The organism is Staphylococcus sp. MZ3, assembly GCF_018622755.1.
GTDB classification, from domain to species: domain Bacteria; phylum Bacillota; class Bacilli; order Staphylococcales; family Staphylococcaceae; genus Staphylococcus; species Staphylococcus aureus.
In genome coordinates this window covers 1,628,783-1,647,347 of the sequence record NZ_CP076026.1, presented here as the reverse complement: position 1 = coordinate 1,647,347, position 18,565 = coordinate 1,628,783, and the positions used below count along the sequence as shown (strand labels likewise).

Sequence of the window (18,565 nt, the reverse complement as noted above, 5' to 3'; positions counted from 1 at the left end):
ATTGAAATTTCGAGTCTTTAACATTGACTTACTTTGACCAATTTGATAAATTATAATTAGCACTTGAGATAAGTGAGTGCTAATGAGGTGAAAACATGATTACAGATAGGCAATTGAGTATATTAAACGCAATTGTTGAGGATTATGTTGATTTTGGACAACCCGTTGGTTCTAAAACACTAATTGAGCGACATAACTTGAATGTTAGTCCTGCTACAATTAGAAATGAGATGAAACAGCTTGAAGATTTAAACTATATCGAAAAGACACATAGTTCTTCAGGGCGTTCGCCATCACAATTAGGTTTTAGGTATTATGTCAATCGTTTACTTGAACAAACATCTCATCAAAAAACAAATAAATTAAGACGATTAAATCAATTGTTAGTTGAGAATCAATATGATGTATCATCAGCATTGACATATTTTGCAGATGAATTATCAAATATATCTCAATATACAACTTTAGTTGTTCATCCTAATCATAAACAAGATATTATCAATAATGTACATTTGATTCGTGCTAATCCTAATTTAGTTATAATGGTTATCGTATTTTCATCAGGTCATGTTGAGCATGTACATCTTGCTTCAGACATACCGTTTAGTAATGATAAACTAAATACAATATCAAATTTTGTTACTAACAAACTAACTGAGTTTAATCAGAATTTACAAGATGATATTGTCTCTTTTGTTCAATCAGAGCAGGAAGAAATATTTATCAATAAATTGATAAATACGATGAATAATCATATTTCTAATCAAAGTAATAGCATTTATATGGGTGGAAAGGTTAAACTTATTGATGCATTGAATGAAAGTAATGTATCTTCAATTCAGCCCATTCTACAATATATAGAATCAAATAGAATTGCAGAATTATTACAAGATATATCTTCACCAAATATTAATGTAAAAATTGGTAATGAAATTGATGACAGCTTAAGTGATATTTCAATTGTAACAAGTCAATATCATTTTGATGAAACGTTAAAAGGTCAAATCGCTGTGATTGGACCTACAGCTATGCATTATCAAAATGTCATTCAATTATTAAATAGAATTTGGTAATGATGGATTAGAAAGTATTGGAGGACAGAAAATGACAAATAAAGACGAATCAGTTGAAAAAAACACTGAATCAACAGTTGAAGAAACAAACATCAAACAAAATATTGATGATTCAGTTGAACAAGCTGAAGAAAGTAAAGGTCATTTACAAGATGAAGCAATAGAAGAAACGTCTGACGAGAATGTTATTGAAGAAATAGATCCAAAAGATCAAAAAATTAATGAACTTCAACAATTAGCAGATGAAAACGAAGAGAAATATTTAAGGCTCTACGCTGAGTTTGAAAATTATAAGCGTAGAATTCAAAAAGAAAATGAAATAAATAAAACATATCAAGCACAACGTGTGTTAACAGATATTTTACCAGCAATAGACAATATAGAACGTGCACTTCAAATTGAAGGTGATGATGAGACTTTTAAATCTCTTCAAAAAGGTGTACAAATGGTGTATGAAAGTTTGATTAACGCACTAAAAGATAATGGTCTTGAAGTTATTAAAACTGAAGGTGAAGCATTTGATCCAAATATTCACCAAGCTGTAGTTCAAGATGATAACCCTGATTTTGAATCTGGCGAAATCACTCAAGAACTACAAAAAGGATACAAGCTTAAAGATAGAGTATTAAGACCATCAATGGTCAAAGTAAACCAATAACTTAAATTTGGCGAAAAGACATTGTTTAAAATTAAATTAATTTAATGATTAAATGGAGGAATTTTATTATGAGTAAAATTATTGGTATAGACTTAGGTACAACAAATTCATGTGTAACAGTATTAGAAGGCGATGAGCCAAAAGTAATTCAAAACCCTGAAGGTTCACGTACAACACCATCTGTTGTAGCTTTCAAAAATGGAGAAACTCAAGTTGGTGAAGTAGCTAAACGTCAAGCTATTACAAACCCAAACACTGTTCAATCTATTAAACGTCATATGGGTACTGATTATAAAGTAGATATTGAAGGTAAATCATACACACCACAAGAAATCTCAGCTATGATTTTACAAAACTTAAAAAATACAGCTGAAAGCTATTTAGGTGAGAAAGTTGACAAAGCTGTAATTACAGTACCTGCATACTTTAACGACGCTGAACGTCAAGCAACTAAAGATGCTGGTAAAATTGCTGGTTTAGAAGTTGAGCGTATCATTAATGAACCAACAGCTGCAGCATTAGCATATGGTTTAGATAAAACTGATAAAGATGAAAAAGTTCTTGTTTTTGACTTAGGTGGCGGTACATTTGACGTATCTATCCTAGAATTAGGTGACGGTGTATTCGAAGTACTATCAACAGCCGGTGACAACAAACTTGGCGGTGATGATTTTGACCAAGTAATTATTGACTACCTAGTTGCAGAATTCAAAAAAGAAAATGGCGTAGACTTATCTCAAGATAAAATGGCATTACAACGTTTGAAAGATGCTGCTGAAAAAGCTAAAAAAGACTTATCAGGTGTATCACAAACTCAAATCTCATTACCATTTATCTCAGCTGGTGAAAACGGTCCATTACACTTAGAAGTAAACTTAACTCGTTCTAAATTTGAAGAATTATCAGATTCATTAATTAGAAGAACAATGGAACCTACACGCCAAGCAATGAAAGACGCTGGCTTAACAAACTCAGATATCGATGAAGTTATCTTAGTTGGTGGATCAACTCGTATTCCAGCAGTACAAGAAGCTGTCAAAAAAGAAATCGGTAAAGAACCTAACAAAGGTGTAAACCCGGACGAAGTAGTGGCAATGGGAGCTGCAATCCAAGGTGGCGTTATCACAGGTGACGTTAAAGACGTAGTATTATTAGACGTAACACCACTATCTTTAGGTATTGAAATTTTAGGTGGACGTATGAATACGTTAATTGAACGTAACACTACGATTCCTACATCTAAATCTCAAATCTATTCAACAGCAGTAGATAATCAACCATCAGTAGATGTACACGTATTACAAGGTGAACGTCCAATGGCTGCGGATAATAAAACACTTGGTAGATTCCAATTGACTGATATTCCACCAGCTGAACGTGGTAAACCTCAAATTGAAGTAACGTTTGATATCGATAAAAACGGTATTGTAAATGTAACTGCAAAAGACTTAGGTACAAATAAAGAACAAAGAATTACAATTCAATCAAGTTCTTCATTATCAGACGAAGAAATCGACCGTATGGTAAAAGATGCTGAAGTTAACGCTGAAGCAGATAAAAAACGTCGTGAAGAAGTAGACTTAAGAAACGAAGCTGACAGTCTAGTATTCCAAGTTGAAAAAACTTTAACTGATTTAGGCGAAAATATTGGTGAAGAAGATAAAAAATCTGCTGAAGAGAAAAAAGACGCTCTTAAAACTGCTTTAGAAGGTCAAGATATAGAAGATATTAAATCTAAAAAAGAAGAACTTGAAAAAGTGATTCAAGAATTATCAGCAAAAGTATATGAGCAAGCGGCTCAACAGCAACAACAAGCACAAGGTGCAAATGCTGGTCAAAACAACGATAGTACTGTAGAAGATGCTGAATTTAAAGAAGTAAAAGACGACGACAAAAAATAATTAAACAATACAATTAGAATGTTGTCATGATCTGAAAAGTCAAAGTCAATAGAACATTGGCTTTGGCTTTTTATTTGGATAGTATGACATATTACGTTAAACTATATGAGTTAATTAAGAAAAGGAGAGATAGCTGTGGCCAAAAGAGACTATTATGAAGTTTTAGGCATTAGTAAAGATGCTTCAAAAGATGAAATCAAAAAAGCGTATCGAAAGCTTTCGAAAAAATATCATCCAGATATTAACAAAGAAGAAGGTGCAGATGAAAAGTTTAAAGAAATTTCTGAAGCCTATGAAGTTTTAAGTGATGATAATAAACGCGCAAGCTATGATCAATTTGGACATGATGGTCCAAAAGGTTTTGGTGGACAAGGATTCAATGGCTCTGACTTTGGCGGTTTTAGTGGCTTCGGTGGCGGCGGTTTTGAAGATATCTTTAGCTCTTTCTTCGGTGGCGGCAGACAAAGAGATCCAAATGCACCGCAAAAAGGTGATGATCTTCAGTATACAATGACATTAACATTTGAAGAAGCGGTATTTGGTACAACAAAAGAAATTTCAATCCGTAAAGATGTAACATGCGAAACATGTCATGGTGATGGTGCAAAGCCTGGAACAAGTAAAAAGACTTGTAGTTACTGTAATGGCGCTGGTCATGTAGCTGTAGAACAAAACACAATTTTAGGTAGAGTTCGTACTGAACAAGTTTGTCCTAAATGTAATGGAAGTGGTCAAGAATTTGAAGAAGCTTGTCCAACATGTCACGGAAAAGGTACTGAAAATAAAACAGTTAAATTAGAAGTGAAAGTACCTGAAGGTGTCGACAATGAACAACAAATTAGATTAGCTGGTGAAGGCTCTCCAGGCGTGAATGGAGGACCTGCTGGTGATTTATACGTAGTATTTAGAGTTAAACCATCTGAAACATTTAAACGTGATGGTGATGATATTTATTACAAATTAAATGTTAGCTTCCCACAAGCAGCTTTAGGCGATGAAATAAAAATACCAACATTAAATAATGAAGTTATGTTAACAATCCCTGCTGGTACACAAACAGGTAAGCAATTCCGCTTAAAAGAAAAGGGTATAAAAAATGTTCATGGCTATGGATACGGAGATTTATATGTTGATATTAAAGTAGTAACGCCTACTAAATTAACAGATAGACAAAAAGAACTAATGAAAGAATTTGCCCAATTAAATGGTGAAGAAATTAATGAACAACCTTCGAATTTTAAAGATAGAGCAAAAAGATTCTTTAAGGGAGAATAAAGTATGAACTGGACAGAGCTTTCAATTATTATTAATCATGAAGCAGTAGAATTGGCTACCAATATACTTGAAAATCATGGATCAAATGGTGTCGTGATAGAAGATTCAGATGATTTAATTAACCAACCAGAAGATAAATACGGTGAAATTTACGCTTTGAAAAAAGAGGATTATCCAGATAAGGGAGTAAGATTGAAAGCCTATTTTAATGAAATGACTTATGATGATAAGTTGCGACAGCAAATTAAAGATGAGTTATTAAATTTAGATGAACTTGATCAACATAACATTCAATTCAGTGAGCAAATTATTGCAGAGACGGATTGGGAAAATGAATGGAAAAACTATTTCCATCCATTCCGAGCGTCGAAGAAGTTCACAATAGTTCCTAGTTGGGAAACATATGCTAAAGAAGCGGATGAAGAGCTTTGCATTGAGCTCGACCCAGGTATGGCTTTTGGAACAGGCGATCATCCGACTACAAGTATGTGTTTGAAGGCAATAGAAACATATGTATTGCCACAGCATTCAGTAATTGATGTTGGTACTGGCTCAGGTATATTAAGTATTGCAAGTCATCTAATCGGTGTAAAACGTATTAAAGCGTTGGATATTGATGAAATGGCAGTGAGTGTAGCTAAAGAAAACTTCAGAAGAAATCATTGTGAAACGTTAATTGAAGCTGTTCCAGGTAACTTATTGAAAGACGAAACAGAAAAATTTGATATTGTAATAGCAAATATTTTAGCGCATATTATTGATGAAATGATTGAAGATGCTTATAATACTCTAAATGAAGGCGGTTATTTTATTACTTCTGGTATTATAAAAGAGAAGTATGAAGGTATACAGTCACATATGGAGCGTGTAGGTTTTAAAATTATTTCAGAACAACATGACAATGGTTGGGTTTGTCTTGTTGGCCAGAAAGTGAGTGAATAATGTGCAACGTTATTTCATAGACCAAAACGCTGATGTAAGTCAGCGTTTTTTTATTACAAAAAAAGAAGATATTCATCATATAACAAATGTAATGAGATATGATGTTGGTAGTAAAATTATTTTAACTTTTAATGATCAAACAGTTTATTTATGTGAAATTGCTGACATAACAAGTGATAAAATTGCAGTTGATTTAAAAGAAAAACAAAATATTAATACAGAATTGCCAGTTGATGTTACGATTTGCAGTGGACTAATTAAAGCTGACAAATATGAGTGGTTGCTACAAAAAGCTACTGAATTGGGTGCTTCATCATTTATAGCTGTGAGCATGGAACGCTCAATTGTTAAATTAAACGAGGCGAAAGTTGCCAAAAAGATAGAGCGTTGGCAAAAAATAATTAAAGAAGCTGCTGAACAAAGCTATCGTTTAGTGATTCCATCTATTCAATTCGAGTCGAATTTAAAATTAATTTGTGATACTATTGATAATTATGACTATATTCTTATTGCATATGAAGAGGAAGCAAAAGATGGTGAGTTAAGCAATTTCAAGCAAACTTTACAACAATTCAAGGCTCAGGATAAAGTGTTGATGATTTTTGGTCCTGAGGGTGGTTTGTCAGAAAATGAAATTTCATTATTTAGTAATACTAGTACAGTTGTTGGTCTTGGACCGAGAATTTTACGGGCAGAAACTGCGCCATTGTATGCGTTAAGTGCAATAAGTTATGAAAAAGAATTAATGGGGTGAATATTTATGTCAACAGTTGCGTTTCACACATTAGGTTGTAAAGTAAACCATTATGAAACTGAAGCAATCTGGCAATTATTTAAAGAAGCAAACTATGAGCGCGTTGACTTTGAAGCGAATGCTGATGTATTTGTTATTAATACTTGTACAGTAACGAATACAGGTGATAAAAAAAGTCGTCAAATAATTAGACGTGCAATAAGACAAAATCCTGATGCTGTAATCTGTGTATCAGGTTGTTATGCGCAAACTTCATCAGCTGAAATTATGGAAATTCCTGGTGTCGATGTAGTAGTTGGTACACAAGATAGACATAAACTATTAGGTTACATTGATGAATTCCGTAAAGAACGCCAACCAATTAATGGTGTTGGAAATATCATGAAAAATCGTAAATATGAAGAATTAGATGTCCCATATTTTACAGATAGAACACGTGCGTCATTAAAAATTCAAGAAGGTTGTAACAACTTCTGCACATTCTGTATTATTCCATGGGCTCGTGGCTTAATGCGTTCAAGAGATCCGGAAAAAGTAGTTGAACAAGCGACGCAACTAGTGAATTCAGGATATAAGGAAATTGTATTGACGGGAATTCATACAGGTGGATATGGTCAAGATTTAAAAGATTATAACTTGGCCCAATTATTACGTGATCTTGAAACGATTAATGGATTAGAACGAATTCGAATTTCTTCAATTGAAGCAAGTCAACTTACAGATGAAGTAATTGACGTTTTAGAACGTTCAACAAAAGTTGTGCGTCATTTGCATATTCCATTACAATCTGGTTCAGATACAGTATTAAAACGTATGAGACGTAAGTATACAATGGATAGATTTTCAGAACGATTAACAAAATTGCATAAAGCTTTACCAGACTTGGCAGTTACGAGTGATGTAATTGTTGGTTTCCCAGGTGAAACTGAAGCAGAGTTCCAAGAAACATATGATTTTATCGTAAAGCATAAGTTCTCTGAACTGCATGTTTTCCCTTATTCTCCTAGAATTGGCACGCCAGCTGCAAGAATGGATGACCAAATTGATGAAGAAATTAAAAATGAACGGGTGCATAAGTTAATTACGCTAAGCAATCAACTCGGAAAGTTATATGCGTCTAAATTTGATCAAGATGTGCTTGAAGTAATTCCTGAGGAACAGGGTGACACAGAAGGCACATTAGTTGGATATGCAGATAATTATATGAAAGTACAATTTGAAGGTGACGAATCACTCATAGGTCAAATTGTAAAAGTTAAAATTACGCAAGCAAATTATCCATTAAATGAAGGGCAAGCAATTAAAGTTGTTGATTTCGCAACAAATAAATCTGATAGAGAAGTTTTAGTTTAAGTATTCCTTGATTCATACCATAAGGTTCCGTATTAAAGATATAGGTTTTGTAACGTTGTTTTAACGGCTTCACAATTTACTATATAAGCAACTCTTCTCATTAAATAAATTATTAAGAGATTTTTAGAACAAAATCTAAAAGTCTTTGTGATTTTGATGTGAAATATGTTTCAAATAAAAAACAATTTACTAATTGACCATAAATTACAGATATATTATACTTATAAATGCATAGTTTTACTGTGCAATTGACTATAAAGTTCCGTTGATATTTGGAGGGAGGGAAATACAGATGTCTAAAACAGTAGTACGTAAAAATGAATCACTTGAAGATGCGTTACGTAGATTTAAACGTTCAGTTTCTAAAAGTGGAACAATCCAAGAAGTACGTAAACGTGAATTTTACGAAAAACCAAGCGTAAAACGTAAAAAGAAATCAGAAGCTGCACGTAAACGTAAATTCAAATAATTAATACCTCTGTTGACTCCCTCAACACGAATATTAATTATATAAAACAAACATCACAAGTTAGTGTCTTACACTAATATGTGATGTTTTTTTGTTGTCAATTTTTAATTAAAAAAAGTTATATAGTTTATAAATAATCAAATTGATATTCTATAGGTTCTTATAACTATAAAGTATATTCAATTTCATGTATAATTAATGTGAGGGCGAGGTGAAATTGTGAGTTATAATAATTTTTTACAAATGACAACTATCTTGGAATCAACGGCTGGAGATACTTGGGTTGAACAAGTTAGTAATATAATTGTTCAACCTATTTTTACGTTAATATTAACCTGTTTGACATTCTTAGGATTTGTATATCAACTTTACTCTAAAAAAATCAATGCAGCTGGTATTATCGCCACATTATCATTACTTATTTTATTTTTGGGATTTCTAATCCAAGGAAATGTCAATATGCATTCTATCTTAATATTCTCAATTGGCGTTATATTAGTTGTAATTGAATTATTTGTAGTTGGTGCAGTAATTGGTATTATTGGCATGATACTGATAACTATAAGCATAACAACGCTCGGTGATAATTTGCTATTTATGCTTGCGAATGTTATCGTTGCCTTGATTTTAACGATTGTAGAATGGGTGATATTAGTGAAGATTTTCAACAGAAAGATTCCGTTTTTGGATAAAGTTATCTTAAAAGATTCAACTAATTCTGAGTCAGGTTACAATTCTCATGATAACCGCTCGCACCTCGTAGGAAAGACTGCTCAAACAGTTACAGATCTTCGACCTGCAGGGATTATTTTTTGTGAAAACGAACGTATTGATGCTGTTTCAGATGGCAACTTTATTTTACGCAATAAAACGGTGAAAATCCTTGAAGTTGAAGGAACAAGAGTAGTTGTGAGGGAAGTAGATTAATTAAAAGGAGCGATACCATGTTTAGTTTAAGTTTTATCGTAATAGCAGTTATTATAGTAGTTGCATTACTTATTTTATTCTCATTTGTACCCATTGGTTTATGGATTTCAGCGTTAGCAGCTGGCGTTCATGTTGGTATAGGTACATTGGTTGGTATGCGTTTACGTCGTGTATCTCCAAGAAAAGTTATAGCGCCATTAATTAAAGCGCACAAAGCAGGACTAGCATTAACAACAAACCAATTAGAATCGCATTATCTAGCAGGAGGAAATGTTGACAGAGTTGTTGACGCTAATATTGCTGCACAACGTGCTGACATTGATCTTCCTTTCGAACGTGCTGCTGCAATTGACCTTGCAGGACGTGACGTATTAGAAGCGGTTCAAATGTCTGTTAATCCTAAAGTCATTGAAACACCATTTATCGCAGGTGTAGCAATGAACGGTATTGAAGTGAAAGCCAAAGCTCGTATCACAGTTAGAGCTAATATTGCACGACTTGTTGGTGGTGCTGGTGAAGAAACAATCATCGCACGTGTTGGTGAAGGTATCGTTTCAACAATTGGTTCTAGTAAGCATCATACAGAAGTACTTGAAAACCCAGATAATATTTCTAAAACAGTATTAAGCAAAGGTTTAGATTCAGGTACTGCATTTGAAATTTTATCAATTGATATTGCTGACGTTGATATTAGTAAAAATATTGGTGCAGACTTACAAACTGAACAAGCTTTAGCAGACAAAAATATTGCACAAGCAAAAGCTGAAGAACGTAGAGCTATGGCTGTAGCAACTGAGCAAGAAATGAAAGCGCGTGTACAAGAAATGCATGCTAAAGTAGTTGAAGCCGAATCTGAAGTACCATTAGCTATGGCTGAAGCATTACGTTCAGGTAATATCAGTGTTAAAGATTATTATAATTTGAAAAATATCGAAGCTGATACAGGCATGAGAAATGCAATTAATAAACGAACTGATCAAAGTGATGATGAGTCACCTGAACATTAAGTCGAGAGGTGATTAAATGAGTGTCGGTATTCTAATTTTTGTCATATCAGTGATCATTTCTATCATTACTACTATGCGCGAAAATAGTCATAAAGATAGACAAAATCAAAAGCCACCTCAAAAAACATCTACCGATAATGAACCAAAAAAAGGTGGCTTTTTTGAAGAAATTGAGCGAACGTTTAAAGAAATAAGTGAAGAATTAAATGAAGAAGAAAAGAAATCATCGAAACGAAAATATGATGATACGTTACCACCTTTATTCGATGAACTTCCAAAAGAAGAGCCTAAATCGAAACCTGTTGTAGAACCTATGGCACCTAAAAAACAACCAGAAACAAAACCGATGACAGAGAAACCAATTACAGTGCCTAAAGCAGAACCGGTGGAGCAGAAACATAGACCTTCTAGACAAGATAATTCTGACGAAATTAGACGTCAATTAGAAAAATCACTTAGAGATGATATTAAAACGATTCGTACTGACATTGATAGAGAAAAAGAAAAGCAAATTGCTAAAATGGAAAAACGTGCTAGAGATATTATTGAGGATAAATACTTATCTGAACGTACAAAGCGTTTGAAATTAAAGCAGTTGCTTAATTCTCAAAATGTCGAAAAAGATTTGACTAAATCAGCGTTCCAATTTGATAAAGATGAAGTAATCAATGGTATGATATGGTCAGAAATTTTAGCTAAACCAAAACAATTATAAAATTTTTTGAAAACAAGCACTATCGTAATGGTAGTTGCTTGTTTTTTTACGTTAAGAAAAATTGAAAAACAAAGAGAATCTTTCGAGAAATATTAGTTATTTAAATTACAACAAAAAATTGATTAGTCTAAAATTGAATCTGCTTTTATGACAAGGTGAAAAGTATAAATGATTATTTTAAATTAAAGAAAAATGAGTAAGTCAATGCAAAGATGTTTAAATCAATCAATTGCATGATATAATTAAGTAGATATTAAAGCATCATAGAATGAATATAAATGATATATGAAAAGGAGCGCGTGTATGCCTGGAATTATACAAATAGACGATATGAACCAATCTCAAGCTTTAATTGGAAATAATGATGAACATTTAAAAGCAATTGAAGAGAGTTTCGATGTTGTCATCCATGCAAGAGGACAAGAAGTTGCCGTTAAAGGTACAAAAATAGAAAACGTAGAAAAAGCGGAATCAGTATTAATCAATTTGCTGAAGGTTATTGATTTAGGTAATAATATTACAATTAAAGATGTTGAAGCAGCTATTAAAATGGCGCATAATAACACAATTCAACATCTGTTAGATTTATATGATGAAGAGATAACTAAAGATGCATTTGGTAAGACGATTCGTGCGAAAACGATGGGGCAACGTATATATGTTAATGCCATGAAAAATAATGATTTAGTATTTGGTATAGGTCCTGCTGGTACAGGTAAGACATTCTTAGCTGTAGTTTATGCAGCAAAGCAACTCCGTAAAGGTGCTGTTAAACGTATTGTATTAACAAGACCTGCTGTTGAAGCAGGAGAGTCACTTGGATTTTTACCAGGAGATTTGAAAGAAAAGGTAGATCCATATTTAAGACCTTTATATGATGGTCTATATACTGTTCTTGGGCGTGAACAAACAGAGCGATTTATTGAAAGAGGCATTATCGAAATAGCGCCACTTGCATATATGCGCGGACGAACATTAGAAGATGCATTTGTAATTCTTGATGAGGCGCAGAATACGACACATGCGCAAATGAAAATGTTTTTAACAAGACTAGGTTTTGGCTCAAAAATGGTAGTTACTGGTGACCAAACTCAAATCGATTTACCTAAAGGTGTTAAAAGTGGACTTAAGGAAGCGGTCAGTAGGTTACACAACGTTAAAGGTATAAGTATATTGAAATTAGATCAGAGCGATGTAGTAAGACATCCATTGGTAAGTAAGATCATTGAACATTATGAAGGAGAGAATTAAATGTTTACGATAGATTTTAGCGATCACACAGGCTTAGTTAAAGATGCTTGGTATAAACAAATTGAAGATTTATTAGAATTTGCTAAAAAAGAAGAGCATATAGAAGACGATGCTGAGCTTTCTGTTACATTTGTAGATAAACAAGAAATACAAGAAATTAATCGAACATATAGAGATAAAGATAAAGTTACAGATGTAATCTCATTTGCTTTAGAAGAAGATGAGCCAGAGATTGATTTTAGTGGTCTTGATATACCACGTGTTTTAGGGGATATAATTATCTGTACGGATGTAGCGCAAGAACAAGCAAACAATTACGGACATTCTTTTGAACGAGAATTAGGATTTTTAGCATTACATGGATTTTTGCATCTATTAGGTTATGATCATATGACTGAAGCGGATGAAAAGGAAATGTTTGGTCGACAAGATACAATATTAAACGCATATGGATTAACACGAGACTAATTATGAAAAGGTTTAAATATGCACTTGATGGGCTGAAAATCTTAATTCAAAAAGACTATAAATTTCTTTTACATGTGTTTGCAATGATTGTTGCTATTGTCTTTGGTCTCGTACTAAATATTAATCGGATTGAGTGGATATTTATACTCATTGCTATTGCATTAGTTCTCACTGTTGAAGCTTTAAACACTGCTATTGAATATGTTGTCGATTTAGTGACCGTTGAATATCATGATTTAGCTAAATACGCAAAAGATATAGCGGCTTTTAGTGTACTTATAGTTTCAATATTAGCATTTATTATAGGTTTAATAGTATTTTTACCACATTTTATAGCGTTATTTTAGGGAGGCATATATGAGTTATCAACCTCATTATTTTCAAGAAGTTAGAAAAGCACAACAAGAATCATATTCGCCATACAGTCAATTTAAAGTAGGGGCTTATTTAAAAACGAAAGACGGTAGAACTTTTTATGGTACCAATGTAGAAAATGCTTCTTATCCATTATCGATATGTGCTGAACGAGCTAGTTTGGTATCGGCAATTTCTCAAGGATACAGACCAGGTGATTTTGAATCAATAACTGTAACCGTAGATGCAGATAAACCGTCATCACCTTGTGGTGCATGTCGTCAAGTTTTAAAGGAATTATGTGATGATGATATGCCTGTGTATATGACAAATCATAAAGGAGATATGGTTATGATGACAGTCGCAGAGTTACTACCATTTGGATTTTCAGGAAAGGATTTAGAATAAATGACAGAACATAAATCAGGATTTGTTTCAATTATAGGTAGACCAAATGTAGGGAAGTCAACATTTGTTAATAGAGTGATCGGCCATAAAATAGCAATCATGTCCGATAAAGCTCAAACAACTAGAAATAAAATTCAAGGTGTTATGACAAGAGATGACGCGCAAATTATATTCATTGATACGCCAGGTATTCATAAACCTAAACACAAATTAGGTGACTATATGATGAAAGTCGCTAAAAATACATTATCTGAGATAGATGCAATCATGTTTATGGTTAATGCCAATGAGGAAATTGGACGAGGCGATGAATATATTATAGAAATGTTGAAAAATGTTAAGACACCAGTATTTTTAGTATTAAATAAAATAGATTTAGTGCATCCAGATGAATTAATGCCAAAGATTGAAGAATATCAAAGTTATATGGACTTTACAGAGATTGTACCTATTTCAGCATTAGAAGGGCTAAATGTAGATCATTTTATTGATGTTTTAAAGACGTATTTACCCGAAGGACCTAAATATTATCCAGATGATCAAATTTCAGACCATCCTGAACAATTTGTAGTGGGTGAAATCATTCGTGAAAAAATCCTTCATCTTACAAGTGAAGAAATCCCTCATGCGATTGGTGTTAATGTGGACCGTATGGTTAAAGAAAGCGAAGATCGTGTTCATATCGAAGCAACTATATATGTTGAAAGAGATTCGCAAAAAGGAATTGTCATTGGAAAAGGCGGTAAAAAGTTAAAAGAAGTAGGGAAACGTGCGAGACGTGATATAGAAATGCTTCTAGGCTCTAAAGTTTACTTAGAATTATGGGTCAAAGTTCAAAGAGACTGGCGAAACAAAGTTAACTTTATTCGCCAAATTGGTTATGTTGAAGACCAAGATTAATCTTAAAAGTGGTGAAGATAATTGTTAATGCGCCAAAAAGGGATTATCATCAAAGCAGTTGATTATGGTGAATCTGATAAAATTATCACGATTTTAAATGAGCATGGTGCAAAAGTACCACTTATGGCAAGGCGTGCTAAAAAAGTTAAGACGGGTTTACAAGCGCAAACGCAATTGTTTGTTTATGGTTTGTTTATTTACAATCAGTGGCGAGGTATGGGAACGTTAAATTCTGTAGATGTTATTAGTCAACATTATAAATTACAAATGGACCTTTACGTAAGCAGTTATGCCTCTCTGGCAGCTGAAACTATTGAGCGCTCAATGGATGAAGGTGACATTGCACCATATAACTATCAATTATTACAATTTGTTCTTGAAAAAATAGAATCAGGTACATCTGCACAGTTAATGTCAGTCGTAGTTATGTTAAAGTGCATGAAACGATTTGGTTTTACTGCATCATTTAATCGCTGTGCTGTGAGTGGTAATGACACACAAGCAGATTTAATAGGTTATAGTTTTAAGTTTGACGGTGCGATTTCAAGGCAAGAGGCTTCTAAAGATGTACATGCAGTTATATTATCGAATAAAACACTATATTTATTAGATGTATTACAAAAATTACCGATAGATAAAATGAATTCATTGAATATCCATCAAGAAATTATTGATGAAATGTCAGATATCATTTTAATGTTATATCGTGAATATGCAGGTATGTTTTTTAAAAGTCAGAAACTAATCAACCAATTAAAAAGATTGGAACAATAACATAAAATAATAAAAGGTATTCAAGTAGCCACATAGATGTGTTTATTTGAATACCTTTTTGAATAGAAAAGAGATACTGGCAATTTTACTAACCAGTATCTCTTTTTATAAATTATATAGCCACCACATATGGTGGAAAGTCTTTTTAATTAGAATTTTGTTTTTTCAGTTAAGAAAGCTTCTAACTCTGAGATTGGCATACGAACTTGTTCCATTGAATCTCTGTCACGTACTGTAACTTGATTATCTTCTAATGAATCAAAGTCGAATGTTACACAATAAGGTGTACCGATTTCATCTTGACGACGGTATCTTTTACCGATAGATTGTGATTCATCGAAATCGATTGAGAATTTAGAACTTAATTGCTCAAAAATCTTAATCGCTTCGCCAGATAATTTCTTACTTAAAGGTAAAATCGCTGCTTTATATGGTGCTAATGCAGGATGGAAGTGTAAAACTGTACGTGCATCTTTACTACCTTCAACGCCTTCTTCATCATATGCATCACATAAGAAAGCTAATGTTACACGATCTGCACCAAGTGATGGCTCGATACAATATGGAATATATTTTTCGTTCGTTTCTGGATCATGGTATCTGAAATCTTCACCAGAGTGTTCAGCATGTTTACGTAAGTCGAAGTCTGTACGACTTGCGATACCCCATAACTCACCCCAACCAAATGGGAATTTATATTCAATATCAGTTGTTGCATTTGAGTAATGAGATAATTCATCTTCATCATGATCACGTAAACGCATATTTTCACTGCTCATATTTAAGCTTGTTAACCAGTCACTTGCAAAAGTTTTCCAATAATTTTGCCATTCGATTTCTTCTCCAGGTTTACAGAAGAATTCAAGTTCCATTTGTTCAAATTCTCTTGTTCTGAAAATGAAGTTACCTGGAGTGATTTCATTACGGAATGATTTACCAATTTGACCGATACCAAATGGTAATTTTTTACGCATTGAACGTTGCACGTTTTTATAGTTTACAAAAATACCTTGTGCTGTTTCAGGACGTAAGAAAATTTCATTTGTAGAATCTTCAGTTACACCTTGGAATGTTTTAAACATTAAATTGAATTGGCGAATTTCAGTCCAGTTAGCAGTTTTACTTACAGGACAAACAATACCTTCATCGTCAATAATTTTTTTCATTTGTTCAAAACTTAAACCATCGGCAATGAAGTTTTCATCACCTTTAACATCTTGCATATAATCTTCAATTAATTTATCAGCGCGATATCGAATTTTACTATCTTTATTATCAATCATTGGGTCGTTGAAGTTGTTTAAGTGTCCTGAAGCTTCCCATACTTTTGGATTCATTAAGATTGCAGCATCGATACCAACGTTAAACGGTGATTGTGTAATGAATTTTTGCCACCAAGCTTTTTTAACATTATTCTTTAATTCAACACCTAAAGGACCATAATCCCATGTGTTTGATAAACCACCGTAAATATCACTACCAGGGAACACAAAACCTCTGTGTTTTGCTAATGAAACAATTGTATCCATATCTTTTGCCATAATTACCTCTCCTCATACATGAAAACGCCCCATGGAAAATAACAGCATAGTAAATATGCTTTACTTCCATGGGACGAGTTAATATTTTAAATTGTATATAATACAAAATAAGTTACGTATTTAACCCGCGGTTCCACCCAAATTAGTGTAGTCACTCGCTTTTATTTTAAAATGATTCGTTGCGCCAATCTTATTGTTAAGCTTACACTATCCTTAACTCGCTGTACGTTTATTCTAATTGATAGATTATTTAAAGGCAAGTAAAATTAATGTGTTTGTGACATGAAAGAAATATCGGTATAATAATAAGTGAATAAAAAAGGGGTGAAGACCTATAGAACTCAGTCAAAGACAAGAACGAATCATCGAAATTGTTAAAACTAAAGGACCCATTACTGGTGAACAAATAGCAGATAAGTTGAATTTAACAAGAGCAACGCTTAGACCAGATTTAGCGATATTAACAATGTCAGGTTTTTTAGAAGCGCGTCCCCGAGTTGGATATTATTATTCAGGTAAATCAAAAGGCAAATTTTTTAATGAAAAACTTCGACAATTTGAGGTTAAGGACTATATGTCTCAACCTGTTGTGCTAAGAGAGAATACAACAGTTTATGACGCTATTTGTACAATTTTTTTAGAAGATGTAAGTACATTATTTATTATTAATGAAGATAACGATTTTGTTGGTGTGTGTTCAAGAAAAGATTTATTAAGAGCTTCAATGATTGGAGCAGATATTCATACAGTACCTATCAGTGTAAATATGACACGTATGCCTAATGTCACTTATTTAGAGGAAAGCGAATTAGTCATATACGCAGCAGATAGAATGATTGAAAAAGAAATTGATTCGATTCCAATTGTAAGAAAAAAAGATAATCAAAAGTATGAAGTAATTGGAAGAATTTCCAAAACAACAATAGCTAAGTTATTAGTAGCATTATATAAAGAATAGGTGAGAAGTAATGGAAAAAATTAAAATTATCGTAGCCTCAGATTCTATAGGTGAAACGGCAGAGTTAGTTGCTAGGGCAGGTATTTCACAATTTAATCCTAAGCAATGTAAAAATGAATTATTAAGATATCCATATATTGAATCTTTTGAAGATGTTGATGAAGTGATTCAAGTTGCAAAAGATACAAATGCTATCATTGTTTATACACTTATTAAACCTGAAATGAAGCAATATATGAGTGAGAAAGTAGCAGAATTCCAATTGAATTCCGTTGATATCATGGGGCCATTAATGGATTTATTATCAGCATCGGTTGAAGAAAAACCTTATAATGAGCCAGGTATCGTTCATAGATTAGATGATGCATATTTCAAGAAAATTGATGCGATAGAGTTTGCGGTTAAATATGATGATGGTAAAGATCCTAAAGGATTACCTAAAGCTGATATTGTTTTACTTGGTATTTCGAGAACTTCAAAGACACCATTATCTCAGTATTTAGCGCATAAGAGTTACAAAGTTATGAATGTACCGATTGTACCAGAAGTGACACCGCCAGATGGCTTATATGATATTGATCCTAAGAAATGTATCGCACTTAAAATAAGTGAAGAAAAATTAAATCGCATTAGAAAAGAGCGATTAAAACAATTGGGACTAGGTGACACAGCTCGTTATGCAACAGAAGCTCGAATCCAAGAAGAATTGAATTACTTTGAAGAAATCGTAAGTGAAATTGGATGTCCTGTCATTGATGTTTCTCAAAAAGCAATCGAAGAAACAGCAAACGATATAATCCATTATATTGAACAAAATAAATCGAAATGATTTCATTT

General features: G+C 33.0%; 20 protein-coding genes. 19 read left to right on the top strand and 1 reads right to left on the bottom strand.

The window, feature by feature from the left end; all coding sequences use genetic code 11:
• Nucleotides 1-95: 95 nt before the first annotated feature.
• The 17 genes from hrcA (at nt 96) to recO (ending at nt 15,229) form a co-directional block, all read left to right on the top strand.
• Nucleotides 96-1,073 (top strand): heat-inducible transcriptional repressor HrcA, encoded by a 978-nt coding sequence (hrcA, locus tag KI230_RS07915; RefSeq protein ID WP_000627144.1) that lies wholly within the window; start codon nt 96-98, stop codon nt 1,071-1,073.
• 31 nt (nt 1,074-1,104) lie between these two features.
• Nucleotides 1,105-1,731, top strand: a complete 627-nt coding sequence (grpE, locus tag KI230_RS07910) for a nucleotide exchange factor GrpE (protein ID WP_045176758.1) — start codon at nt 1,105-1,107, stop codon at nt 1,729-1,731.
• A 68-nt stretch (nt 1,732-1,799) separates the two neighbouring features.
• On the top strand, nt 1,800-3,632 hold the full coding sequence (gene dnaK, locus KI230_RS07905; protein ID WP_000034716.1) for a molecular chaperone DnaK: 1,833 nt from the start codon (nt 1,800-1,802) through the stop codon (nt 3,630-3,632).
• A 135-nt stretch (nt 3,633-3,767) separates the two neighbouring features.
• Nucleotides 3,768-4,907 (top strand): molecular chaperone DnaJ, encoded by a 1,140-nt coding sequence (gene dnaJ, locus KI230_RS07900; protein ID WP_045176762.1) that lies wholly within the window; start codon nt 3,768-3,770, stop codon nt 4,905-4,907.
• Nucleotides 4,908-4,910: 3 nt separating this feature from the next.
• On the top strand, nt 4,911-5,849 hold the full coding sequence (gene prmA / locus KI230_RS07895) for a 50S ribosomal protein L11 methyltransferase (protein WP_001104607.1): 939 nt from the start codon (nt 4,911-4,913) through the stop codon (nt 5,847-5,849).
• 1 nt (nt 5,850) lies between these two features.
• On the top strand, nt 5,851-6,603 hold the full coding sequence (locus KI230_RS07890; protein ID WP_001190118.1) for a 16S rRNA (uracil(1498)-N(3))-methyltransferase: 753 nt from the start codon (nt 5,851-5,853) through the stop codon (nt 6,601-6,603).
• Nucleotides 6,604-6,609: 6 nt separating this feature from the next.
• The gene (gene mtaB, locus KI230_RS07885) at nt 6,610-7,956 is read left to right on the top strand and encodes a tRNA (N(6)-L-threonylcarbamoyladenosine(37)-C(2))-methylthiotransferase MtaB (RefSeq protein ID WP_045176765.1); all 1,347 of its coding nucleotides are present in this window, start codon (nt 6,610-6,612) and stop codon (nt 7,954-7,956) included.
• Between the two features lie 292 nt (nt 7,957-8,248).
• Nucleotides 8,249-8,425 (top strand): 30S ribosomal protein S21, encoded by a 177-nt coding sequence (gene rpsU / locus KI230_RS07880; protein WP_000048060.1) that lies wholly within the window; start codon nt 8,249-8,251, stop codon nt 8,423-8,425.
• Between the two features lie 243 nt (nt 8,426-8,668).
• Complete coding sequence (locus tag KI230_RS07875; RefSeq protein WP_001802667.1) at nt 8,669-9,352, top strand: NfeD family protein; 684 nt, start codon at nt 8,669-8,671, stop codon at nt 9,350-9,352.
• Nucleotides 9,353-9,369: 17 nt separating this feature from the next.
• A complete protein-coding gene (floA, locus tag KI230_RS07870; RefSeq protein WP_000492114.1) occupies nt 9,370-10,359 on the top strand; it encodes a flotillin-like protein FloA in 990 nt (329 codons plus the stop codon).
• A 16-nt stretch (nt 10,360-10,375) separates the two neighbouring features.
• Nucleotides 10,376-11,074, top strand: coding sequence for an SPOR domain-containing protein (locus KI230_RS07865; RefSeq protein WP_000110600.1), 699 nt, complete (start codon nt 10,376-10,378; stop codon nt 11,072-11,074).
• A 303-nt stretch (nt 11,075-11,377) separates the two neighbouring features.
• A complete protein-coding gene (locus tag KI230_RS07860) occupies nt 11,378-12,325 on the top strand; it encodes a PhoH family protein (protein WP_001117767.1) in 948 nt (315 codons plus the stop codon).
• Nucleotides 12,326-12,793, top strand: coding sequence for an rRNA maturation RNase YbeY (gene ybeY / locus KI230_RS07855; RefSeq protein WP_000494134.1), 468 nt, complete (start codon nt 12,326-12,328; stop codon nt 12,791-12,793). It abuts the gene before it with no gap.
• A 2-nt stretch (nt 12,794-12,795) separates the two neighbouring features.
• Nucleotides 12,796-13,140: a diacylglycerol kinase family protein gene (locus KI230_RS07850; protein WP_000819532.1), complete on the top strand. Its 345-nt coding sequence runs from the start codon at nt 12,796-12,798 to the stop codon at nt 13,138-13,140.
• Nucleotides 13,141-13,150: 10 nt separating this feature from the next.
• The gene (cdd, locus tag KI230_RS07845) at nt 13,151-13,555 is read left to right on the top strand and encodes a cytidine deaminase (RefSeq protein ID WP_000121875.1); all 405 of its coding nucleotides are present in this window, start codon (nt 13,151-13,153) and stop codon (nt 13,553-13,555) included.
• Nucleotides 13,556-14,455 carry a GTPase Era gene (era, locus tag KI230_RS07840; protein WP_000134765.1) on the top strand — a complete coding sequence of 300 codons (900 nt, stop codon included), beginning with the start codon at nt 13,556-13,558 and terminating at the stop codon, nt 14,453-14,455.
• Nucleotides 14,456-14,482: 27 nt separating this feature from the next.
• On the top strand, nt 14,483-15,229 hold the full coding sequence (recO, locus tag KI230_RS07835) for a DNA repair protein RecO (protein ID WP_001557361.1): 747 nt from the start codon (nt 14,483-14,485) through the stop codon (nt 15,227-15,229).
• 149 nt (nt 15,230-15,378) lie between these two features.
• Here recO and KI230_RS07830 read toward each other — a convergent pair whose 3' ends face one another.
• Complete coding sequence (locus KI230_RS07830; RefSeq protein WP_001030080.1) at nt 15,379-16,770, bottom strand: glycine--tRNA ligase; 1,392 nt, start codon at nt 16,768-16,770, stop codon at nt 15,379-15,381.
• 334 nt (nt 16,771-17,104) lie between these two features.
• On the opposite strand from KI230_RS07830, the gene ccpN reads away from it, so the two are divergent.
• Nucleotides 17,105-17,728 carry a transcriptional regulator CcpN gene (gene ccpN, locus KI230_RS07825; protein ID WP_001797828.1) on the top strand — a complete coding sequence of 208 codons (624 nt, stop codon included), beginning with the start codon at nt 17,105-17,107 and terminating at the stop codon, nt 17,726-17,728.
• A gap of 10 nt (nt 17,729-17,738) precedes the next feature.
• Nucleotides 17,739-18,557: a pyruvate, water dikinase regulatory protein gene (locus KI230_RS07820; RefSeq protein ID WP_000411301.1), complete on the top strand. Its 819-nt coding sequence runs from the start codon at nt 17,739-17,741 to the stop codon at nt 18,555-18,557.
• Nucleotides 18,558-18,565 lie beyond the last annotated feature (8 nt).